Origin of the sequence: Vibrio sp. V12_P9A6T4 (assembly GCF_963874835.1) — a bacterium.
GTDB classification, from domain to species: domain Bacteria; phylum Pseudomonadota; class Gammaproteobacteria; order Enterobacterales; family Vibrionaceae; genus Vibrio; species Vibrio anguillarum.
The window spans coordinates 1-9,578 of sequence record NZ_CAWNJO010000097.1 but is presented as its reverse complement, the minus strand read 5'-3'; the positions used below and the strand labels follow the sequence as shown (position 1 = coordinate 9,578).

At 44.1% G+C, this 9,578-nt stretch carries 7 protein-coding genes; 3 read left to right on the top strand and 4 right to left on the bottom strand.

Annotated features, from left to right (window positions below):
• Nucleotides 1-235: 235 nt before the first annotated feature.
• The 3 genes from prc to AACQ42_RS15320 form a co-directional block, all read right to left on the bottom strand.
• A complete protein-coding gene (prc, locus tag AACQ42_RS15330; protein ID WP_013856915.1) occupies nucleotides 236-2,230 on the bottom strand; it encodes a carboxy terminal-processing peptidase in 1,995 nt (664 codons plus the stop codon).
• A gap of 17 nt (nucleotides 2,231-2,247) precedes the next feature.
• The gene (gene proQ / locus AACQ42_RS15325; RefSeq protein ID WP_017044692.1) at nucleotides 2,248-2,877 is read right to left on the bottom strand and encodes an RNA chaperone ProQ; all 630 of its coding nucleotides are present in this window, start codon (nucleotides 2,875-2,877) and stop codon (nucleotides 2,248-2,250) included.
• A gap of 99 nt (nucleotides 2,878-2,976) precedes the next feature.
• Nucleotides 2,977-3,450, bottom strand: a complete 474-nt coding sequence (locus AACQ42_RS15320) for a GAF domain-containing protein (RefSeq protein ID WP_013856917.1) — start codon at nucleotides 3,448-3,450, stop codon at nucleotides 2,977-2,979.
• A gap of 91 nt (nucleotides 3,451-3,541) precedes the next feature.
• Here AACQ42_RS15320 and AACQ42_RS15315 point away from each other — a divergent pair, with 91 nt between their 5' ends.
• From AACQ42_RS15315 to AACQ42_RS15305, 3 genes are read left to right on the top strand one after another with little or no spacing between them, the layout of a single operon-like run.
• Nucleotides 3,542-5,338, top strand: coding sequence for an ABC transporter ATP-binding protein (locus AACQ42_RS15315; RefSeq protein WP_013856918.1), 1,797 nt, complete (start codon nucleotides 3,542-3,544; stop codon nucleotides 5,336-5,338).
• A gap of 31 nt (nucleotides 5,339-5,369) precedes the next feature.
• Nucleotides 5,370-6,629, top strand: a complete 1,260-nt coding sequence (locus AACQ42_RS15310; protein ID WP_094165555.1) for a paraquat-inducible protein A — start codon at nucleotides 5,370-5,372, stop codon at nucleotides 6,627-6,629.
• A complete protein-coding gene (locus tag AACQ42_RS15305; protein ID WP_094165554.1) occupies nucleotides 6,622-9,261 on the top strand; it encodes an MlaD family protein in 2,640 nt (879 codons plus the stop codon). Before AACQ42_RS15310 ends, AACQ42_RS15305 begins: the two co-directional genes overlap by 8 nt.
• An 87-nt stretch (nucleotides 9,262-9,348) precedes the next feature.
• Here AACQ42_RS15305 and tnpA read toward each other — a convergent pair.
• Nucleotides 9,349-9,578 (bottom strand): IS200/IS605 family transposase (gene tnpA / locus AACQ42_RS15300; RefSeq protein WP_141195649.1); only part of this gene is annotated, 230 nt, incomplete at its 5' end.

Genomic DNA, 9,578 nt, shown 5'->3' with positions numbered 1-9,578 from the left:
GCTCATAAGCACGATTGATGAGCCCAATGGGCAAGAGGTCTGCGAGTGTTTCAACTTGATTGGGTTTATAACTGTTGATGATATCGAGGGCTTGAGAAACGTGCATAAAAAAATCCGATAAACAGGGTCTATCGGATTTTTACATAAAGGTAGGATCATTCAACTGATCTGCCGATTAAAGTCTTAACTGATCGGCATTAGAGCACTAAGGCTCGCTTTTCATTGCTACTGGTTGCTAATTTAGCATATCAACAGTGATCGCCACTGCTTCTTCTAAATAAACATCTGGAGCTTCATAATCTTTAGGCACATCTTGCAAGGTTTTATAGGGCTTCAAACCATTGGCGACTTGTCGCATGTTAATCCGCGCCAAACGCAATTCATCTGCCTTGTCACTTTCTTGCTTACGCACAGATTCATTGAGAGAAATTGTGTTGTCATCTTTCTCCGCTTTATACTTTGCAATATCCTCGTTAATGAAGCCGAACTCCATATCGTTGGCAATACGAGCTTGATGCTGCGCAGATAACTTAGCAATCAGTTTTTCATTAGCTTGTAACTTGTCGTATTTAGCTCGCTCAATTTGATCCCAAGGAAGCGCATTAGGTTCAACGCTCTCACCGGTATCTTTTGCTTCAATCGCAGTGGGTAACGCAATATCAGGCACCACACCTTTATTCTGCGTACTACCACCATCAATACGATAAAATTTCTGAATCGTATATTGAACGTAGCCTAATTCTTTATCAAACAAGTCGTAGATATGATTCAACGAGCGATGCTGTTGAACCGTTCCCTTACCGAATGAGTTTTCGCCAACAATGATCGCTCGTCCATAATCTTGCATTGCCGCTGCAAAAATTTCTGAGGCTGATGCGCTGTAGCGATTCACCAATACCGTCATAGGACCCTGATAACTGATTTTTCCATCCGTGTCACTATTAACGTTTACTCGTCCATAGCTATCGCGAACTTGCACAACCGGACCGCTTTCAATAAATAAGCCGGATAATGCCGTCGCTTCCGTTAATGCACCCCCACCGTTATTACGCAAATCGACGATCACGCCATCCACTTTTTTCTGCTTCAGTTCAGTCAGCAATTTGTCCGTGTCTTGCGCTAAACCGACATAGAAGCTAGGGACTTCAAGCACGCCGATTTTCTTGCCATTTTTCTCGATGATTTTTGATTTAACCGCTCGATCTTCTAAACGAATTTTGTCTCGAACAATAGTGACAACGTGACTTTTAGCGTCTTTACCTTCCGGCAAAACTTGCAACTTCACCTTAGTGCCTTTCGGGCCTTTGATCAGTTGTACGACATCATCTAAACGCCAGCCGATAACATCAACCATCTCTTTGCCATCTTGGCCCACACCAATAATACGATCGCCTTCACCCAACTGCTTGCTATTTGAGGCAGGACCACCCGCAACTAACGAACGAATGATGGTGTAGTCGTCGGTCATTTGCAGTACAGCACCAATCCCTTCCAATGAAAGATTCATTTCTGATTGGAACTGCTCGGCATTACGTGGAGAGAGATAACTAGTATGCGGATCAACTTCACGCGCGAAAGCATTCATATAAAGCTGAAATACATCTTCGCTGTGGGTCTGAGACAGACGTTTGATCGCGTTATTATAACGCTTGCCTAGCGTTTCTTTAATTTCCGGCCACTCTTTACCCGTAAGCTTTAAGTTCAGTGCATCATATTTGACACGTTGCTGCCATAACTTATCGAGCTCGGTTTTATCTTTCGGCCAAGCTGCTTTTGAGCGATCAAGTTCCATCGATTCATCGGCTTCAAATGTAATTTCTTTGTCGAGCAGAGAAAGCGCATATTGAAAACGCTCAAAGCGCTTTTGCATTGATAAGTTATAAACATCAAATGCAATTTGGTTATTGCCAGCCTTGAGTTGATCATCAAGTTGTGTCGACCACGTATGAAAGGAATCAATATCGCTCTGAGTAAAGATATTGCGGTTGTAGTCGAGCAGTTCGAGATAACGATTGAAGATAGCTTGCGAGAAATCGTCATTCAAGTTGAAGTGTTTGTAATGAGAACGAGTAAAACGGGAAGTCACACGCTTACTCGCCGTTTCATGCTGCATTTCTGGGGCAAGAAGAGGTAAATCTTCTTTGCTAAGAGTGGCTTCTAAGGCCTGAACGGATGACGCTGCTAGCCATAGGCCAGCAGCGATCAACGTTAATTTTGAACGGCATTTCATGCGTAGGAATTTCTCCTTTATGCGCGCAAGTGCTCCGCTTTCACAACCATTTGTAGGCCGTTGACAAGTTGAACGCGCACATCTTCCTTATTAACTTCAACAATGGTCGCAGCCATGTTTCCTTTACCCATGTTTACGTTCACTTGTTTGCCAGTGATCATTTCATCAGCATTTAAAGCGCGCGTCTCGACAGGTTTTTCAGCTTTTGGCGCTTTCGCTTGAGGACGACGAGCTTGTGCTTGAGGCTTTTTCGCTTTTGGCTGCTTCGCTTTTGCCTCTTCGCGTGCTTTTTGTCCTTGCTCTTTACGACGAGCCTGTACTCGAGCTTTACTTTCTGCCAATGCGGCTTGTGCGTGCTCTACATGTTCTTCTTCTAACTCTCCACATGGGTTGCCATCAAGGTCAACACGAGTTGCACCTAGTTTAACACCATGTAGATAACGCCATGACGACGTGTATTGTCTTAACGCAGCACGCAGCTGTGTTTTACTTACTTTTGAGTCTTCGTTTAGGCGTTCAGCAAGATCTTGAAAAATACCAATTTTCAAAGGCTTTGCTTCACCTTCTAAAGTAAAGCACTTAGGGAAACATTCAGCAATGTACGCAATAACTTCTTTGCTGTTTTTTAACTTTTCAGTGTTTTCCATGAGGATTCCTGGTTTATGCGGTCTTTCCGCGAGGCATTAAGATAAATATGTTCGGTATTATAGTGACCTAAATGCGAAAAACCACAGGCAATGACCAATTTATGCCTTGTTAGCGTGTGAATTGAGCAGCTTTTCTATCTCAATCATTAATTCTGCCATCCCTTTCTCATCAATTTCAGAAAAACGGCCAATTGTTGGGCTATCGATATCCAATACTCCCACCACTTGACCATTGATAGAAAATGGCACCACCAACTCAGAATTGCTCGCAGCATCGCAAGCAATGTGACCAGCAAACTCATGGACATCATAAACACGTTGTATACGGTTAGTCGCCGCCGCAGTACCACACACACCTTTTCCTAAGGGGATGCGTACACAAGCTGGTTTTCCTTGAAAGGGACCGAGAACCAGTTGCTCTTCTTTTATTAGGTAAAAACCCACCCAGTTAAGATTTTCAAGCTCCATGTTAAATAAGGCGCTCAAATTGGCAAGATTAGCGATTAAATCCGTTTCAGATTCAACCAGTGCCACCGCCTGCTTGGTAAGACGGCGGTATTCTTCTATGTTCATATAAACTCAACGACCTTTTGAAAACGGAAGACATCTATTTTTGAACAGCGTACAATTTCTCACACGATAAATAGGATGCATTCTCATCATAATGACTAATTCCAATGACACTATTAGCCGCTCTTGGGTAATAAAACAAGTAAAAAAACATCGACCTACACTTCTATTTGCCAATGCGATCGCGGTTATTGCAACGCTGGTTAGTGTCCCTATTCCACTATTAATGCCATTAATGGTCGACGAAGTTCTGCTGAATAAACCCGCTTCTGGTTTGGCGATGATGAATACTATTCTACCGACGTCGATGCAAAACCCAACAGGCTATATTGCGCTCACGTTATTGCTAGTGGTCTTGATGCGTAGCGTCAGCCAAGCGCTCAACATACTTCAAAGCCGTCAATTTACTTTGGTGTCCAAAACCATCACCTACCAAATGCGCTGCAAAATGATTGATAAATTAGGACGGATAAGCATCAGGCAGTACGAAACCAAAGGCAGTGGTGGTATTAATGCTCACTTAATCACCGACATCGAAACCATTGATCAATTCATAGGTAGCACACTCAGTAAATTTATCATCAGCCTACTGACCGTGTTAGGCACAGCGGGTGTTCTACTCTGGCTTGAGTGGCGTTTAGGGCTGTTTATTTTATTGGTCAACCCGATTGTGATTTACTTTTCACGTAAACTCGGAAGCAAAGTCAAACATCTGAAAAAGCGAGAAAACCAAGCGTATGAACGCTTTCAAAATCGGCTAGTCGAAACATTAGATGGCATTTATCAATTGCGTGCCGCTAATAAAGAGCGAGAGTTTCTCAATGAACTCAAACAGCAAGCCAACCAAGTCCGAGAGAATGCAGACAAATATGCATGGCAATCAGAGGCTGCAGGGCGCGTCTCATTTCTCCTGTTTTTACTTGGTTTTGAGCTATTTAGAGCGGTCGCGATGCTGATGGTGGTCTTTAGCGACTTGACCATAGGGCAAATTTTCGCCGTTTTCGGTTATTTGTGGTTTATGTTAGGCCCAGTGCAAGAACTGCTGAGTATTCAATTTTCTTGGTACAGTGCAAAGGCGGCCTTCCATCGCATTAATGATCTGCTTGCACTGGAGGAAGAGCCTCGCCCTATTTGCAAAATTAACCCATTCACGGATAACCGCCAGGTCGATGTTGAGGTTTCTCACGTTAATTTTGCCTACGATAGTGAAAAGAGTGTGCTCAACGATCTCTCGCTCACGATTCCGGCGGGTAAAAAAGTTGCGTTGGTTGGCGCAAGTGGTGGTGGGAAATCCACGTTGATCCAACTGTTAATTGGTGTGTATCAACCCAATTCCGGGCAGATCCGTTTTAATGGTGCGACCACTGAAGAGATAAGTTTTGATATTATTCGCGATAACATTGCCGTGGTATTACAACAACCTATACTATTCAACGACACCTTAAGGCATAATTTGACCCTCGGCGGTCAATATGCAGAAGAGGAATTATGGCAAGCGCTGCATATTGCACAACTGGATGATGTGACTGCGAATCTCAGTGACGGTTTAGAAACGCTAGTTGGCCGAAATGGTATTCGCTTGTCGGGCGGACAACGTCAACGTTTAGCCATCGCTCGGATGGTACTGAGCAATCCTAAATTTGTTATTTTGGATGAAGCAACATCCGCGTTAGATACGGTAACTGAAGCGGCATTGCACAATGCTCTGACTGGATTTTTGAAAGGTCGAACTACTTTAATTGTTGCGCACCGCCTTTCGGCAGTGAAACAAGCCGATATAATTTACGTGCTGGAAGATGGTCAAGTTAGCCAAATGGGTACGCATCGAGAATTAGTCGAGCAAGATGGGTTATATCAGACCCTTTATGGAAATCTCCAATCGTACGTTTAGTGATTGGGTAACAATAAATTAGGATGATTGTTTGTCTCAACATTCAGCGCTTATTCAACATCCACAATCACCTAACGGCGTGAGGTTGTGTCACGGCTGTGAATTGGCCGTTGATCTCGTCGAGGTTGAGCATGGAAAAAGTGCCTATTGTCCACGCTGCGGTACCCAACTGTACCGCGGTGGGTCTCCCTCTTTATCTGGGGATTTAGCCGTCGCCATCACTTGCTTGTTACTGTTTATCCCCTCTCATTTTTTTGAATTCATCAGTATTCGCTTGGTTGGGGTGATGATCCCCGCCACCTTGCCATCCGGTGTCTTTGCGCTGGCTGAAGAGGGCTTTGGAGCGCTCGCTTTATTGGTGCTATTTTGCAGCTCTATTGCGCCACTTTTAGTGTGTGGTTCCGTAGTGACCGCTCATATCGCCTTGCGTTATCGATGGTTTCATCTACTGCGTGGCTCACTGATCATTATTCAGCGATTAAAAGCATGGGTAATGCTCGATGTTTTTTTAGTCAGCGTGGCGGTATCTTGTTTTAAACTTCAAGATTATTCCGACATTTTTATCGGTGTGGGGTTGTATGGTTTAGTTTTGCTGCAACTGGCAACCGTATTGTTAGCGACTCGAGTTAGCGTAAGGCGCTATTGGCAAGCGTGGCAGCCAGAGAATCAATATGCCTTCGAGCGTAAAGAGGTGCATTGCCACCATTGCCATCTTTCACAACCAGAAAATACGCACTGCGTGCGTTGCGCGCAAAAATTATATCACCGGAAACCCAACTCGATACAACGAACTTGGGCCTATTTAATTGCAGCAAGTGTCGCTATTTTCCCCGCGAACCTGATTCCAATATCGATTTTAATTACCAACGGACAGCGATTAGAAGACACCATCTTCTCTGGTGTTGCGTCACTGATTAATAGTGGTATGGTCGGAATTGCAATCATCATTTTTGTGGCCAGTATAATCGTGCCTATTGTAAAAATATTCGGCCTGACCTATCTATTACTGGCGATTAAATTTAAGCGAACGGTTTACCACCGTCAGAGAATGAACATTTATTTCGCGATTAAATGGATCGGCAAATGGTCGGTAATGGATCTGTTTGTCATCTCAATGATGTTGACACTGGTTGATCGCGGTCAAATTCTCGACTTCACTCCCGGTTATGGAGCCGTTGCCTTTGGCTTGGTGGTTGTACTCACCATGCTCGCCACGGAAAGTATGGACCCAAGACTCATCTGGGATAATTACCCAGAAATCGCAGACCAAAACGAGCCTTCACATGAGTAAACAAATTTCAAGCCAGCCCTCATACACTCCCGATGTTAAGCGAAATAGGGGCATCTCACCTTTGTGGATACTGCCCATACTCACCATGGCGCTCGCAGGTTGGTTAGTCGTTAAAGCCATTCACGATGCTGGCGAACGAATCCAGATCTATTTTTCGGACGCACAAGGCTTAGTCGCAGGGCGAACAACAATTCGCTACCAAGGGCTCGAAGTCGGCATGGTAAGAGATATTAAACTGTCCGAAGGATTAGAAAACATCTATGTGGAAGCCGATATTTATCCAGAAGCTACTCAGTTACTCAATGACAATACCCGATTTTGGTTAGTGAAGCCAACGGCCAGTTTATCTGGCGTTTCAGGCCTAGATGCGTTGGTTTCAGGAAACTATATTGCGATTCAACCGGGTAACGAAAATAGTTCAGCTGAACACGATAAAGTGTTTAGTGCTTTAGATGGTGCACCTTCTGATCTACTGCCTAATCAAGGGCTTATCATTTCTCTAAAGGCTCGCGATCTCGGAGGTATTTCTGTTGGCTCACAAATCGTCTATAAAAAAATTCCGATTGGTGAAGTGTTTAACTACAAACTCGATGACGATGCAAAGTCGGTACTCATTCAAGCCTCGATAAAAGACGAGTATCGCCACATTATTACCAATGAAAGCCGTTTTTGGAATGTCAGCGGTGTTGGTGCAAGCATTGGCTTTGAAGGTGTTGACGTCCGCTTAGAAAGTTTAAGTGCATTAATCGGTGGTTCAATTGCCGTCGATTCACCGGACGGTGGAGAGCCTGTTGAACAAAATACCCAATTTAGTCTCTATCGCGATTTAAAAACCGCAGGGCGTGGTATCCCTGTGAAAATCACCCTACCCGATCAGCATAATATTAACCAAACCGGTGCCCCCATCATTTACCGAGGAATAGAAGTCGGTCAAATCACGGAATTGCAGCTCAGTAAAAGTCACCAACAGATCATCGCCTCTGCCGCTATCCAGCCGGCTTTTAGTGATATGCTCAATTCGGGAAGCCGTTTTGTGTTGGAAGAGGCCAAAGTCTCACTCTCTGGAGTTGAGAACATCGGTAATTTGATCAAAGGGAATTACTTGACACTCATTCCTGGTAAGGGCGAAAAGGCCAGAAGTTTCACTGCAATTCGCCAATTTGAATTTAATCAGTCACAAGCAAAATCGATTGCTATCAAACTTACAGCTGAAAGCTCATATGGCTTAGATGTGGGCAGCCAGATTTTGTATCGAGGCATCTCGGTAGGTTCAGTAATTGACGTAAAGTTGCAGCAAGACAGTGTTGTGCTCAATACGCTGATTGATGAAGAGTACTCATCACTCATACGCTCACAGAATCGTTTTTACATTACAGGCTCGGCCACCGCGGAGCTCACCGAATCAGGCCTTAATGTTTCGATCCCTCCAGCCAAACAACTGCTCGCCGGCTCAATCAGTTTCATCAGCGAAGGCGCTGAAAATGCGAGTAATGAGTACCCGCTATATCAAAGTAAATCCTTAGCTGAGCTTGCAAAATATAATCAAAGCGGCTCACAGACACTGACTCTTTTTGCCGACGAGCTTCCTCCCATCAATCCGGGCAGCCCGCTCCTATACCGTAATCTTCAAGTAGGCAGTGTTTTTGGCTTTAAGCTCACGAAAGAAGGTGTGAAAATCGAGGTCAAAATAGAGAATCAATATCGCCATCTGATTACGAATCAAACTGTTTTTTGGAACCGTTCTGGCGTCGAAATTAATGCAACACTTGCAGGCGTAAAAGTCAAAGCCGCTCCTTTAAAAACATTAATTCAAGGAGGCATTGCATTTGATTCGTTGCAAGGCATTGATAACAAAGATCAGAATTTGTGGAAGCTCTATGACAGCTACGATCAAGCACGTAAGGCGGGCCAAGAAATCATCTTAACGGCCGATTCATCCTTTGGCATTACGCTAGGAACATCCATCAAATATAACAATATCACTGTGGGAGAGGTTGTTTCTGTAACACCCGATTTCAAGACAAACCAAGTTACACTCCAAGCGAGAATTGAGCCTAGCTACGCATTAGGCATTGCCAGAAATGGCTCTCACTTTTGGGTAGCGAAAACTAAGATTGGCTTCAATGGTGTTGAAAATCTGCAAAACTTACTCAGTTCCAGCATTGAGGTCCAACCTGGGTTTGGCGATGTGCAGTATCAATTTGAACTAGAAAAACAGCCACAACAAGCACTCGGTATTGAATTCACCTTACAAAGTGAAACACGAGGATCAGTGACTGAAGATAGCCCGGTTCTCTACCGTGAAATGGAAGTGGGCAAAGTAACCCATGTTGCTCTAGGAGACTTTGCAGACCGCGTCATGTTTACCATTGAAATCCAAAAAGAGTTCGCTTATCTGGTTCGCAGCAATAGCGTATTTTGGAACACTTCTGGCGTCGATGTATCCATCGGTTTATCTGGTGCAAATATAAAAGCAGGCACGTTAGACAGCATCATGAAAGGCGGAATTACATTTGCCACTCCAGAGCAAAAACAGCTACAGCCTATCGCTAAACAAGGCCAAGCATTTTACTTATATTCTGAAGCCAAACCAGAATGGCGCCAATGGCGAACAGCCATACCAAAACCTTAAAGGGTTAACCTTGATTCTTGTAAAAATCCGCCTTCTTAGAAGGCGGCTTTGATTTATAGCCCCCTATAAGGGGGCATCCCTGCGCTGCTAGTTTATCTTCAACTCTAACTGCGCCTCATATTCTTGATCTTTCTTGTCTTGGTGCCTTACGTAACGCCTGATGATTTCTTCATTCACACCAACTGTGTCAACAAAGTATCCCCTTGCCCAAAAATGATTACCCCACAGTTTCTTTCTTATATGTGGGAACTTGTTAAACAAGCGGATTGCTGAACGCCCTTTCAATACTCCCATCAACGTTGATATCGAAACTTTTG